1 protein-coding gene is annotated in these 430 nt (G+C 30.2%); it reads right to left on the reverse strand.

Annotated elements, in window-relative coordinates; translation table 11 throughout:
• Window positions 1–287, reverse strand: a 287-nt coding sequence (locus ACZ9XP_RS17825; protein WP_465188952.1) for a plasmid mobilization protein, incomplete at its 3' end; no start/stop codon positions are given.
• Between the last annotated feature and the right edge of the window lie 143 nt (window positions 288–430).

Below are 430 nucleotides of genomic sequence, written 5' to 3' on the forward strand. Positions count from 1 at the left end.
TTAAAGTCTTCATTCGTATTTAGCTTTTTAGCAATCTGATTTATATTATTACCTTGATGTTGTATTTCTCTGTATAATGATTGCTCAAACTCAGGCATTTTCCTTTTTATAACGGGTTCAGAGTTTAAAATCTCCTTTCGGATGTAATGACCTCTTTCAAGCCTTGATGCTTCCACAAGCTCTTTTAAATAATCAAACTCTGCTTTGTTTACTCTAAACTGTATAGATATATCTCTACGTACTTCGTGATTTAATCCTATACGCCCTCTTTTTCTATCTGTATCCATATTTACCACCTCCATAAACATAATCTTTCATTGCTTTGATATAATCTTCATCTTTTTGATCTTTCAAAGCATCAATAAGATCTTGAGTTTTATTTTCTTTAATATAGCGATAAGCTACAAAATAACATAAATCTTGTTCATCT

Source organism: Vogesella perlucida (assembly GCF_979366545.1).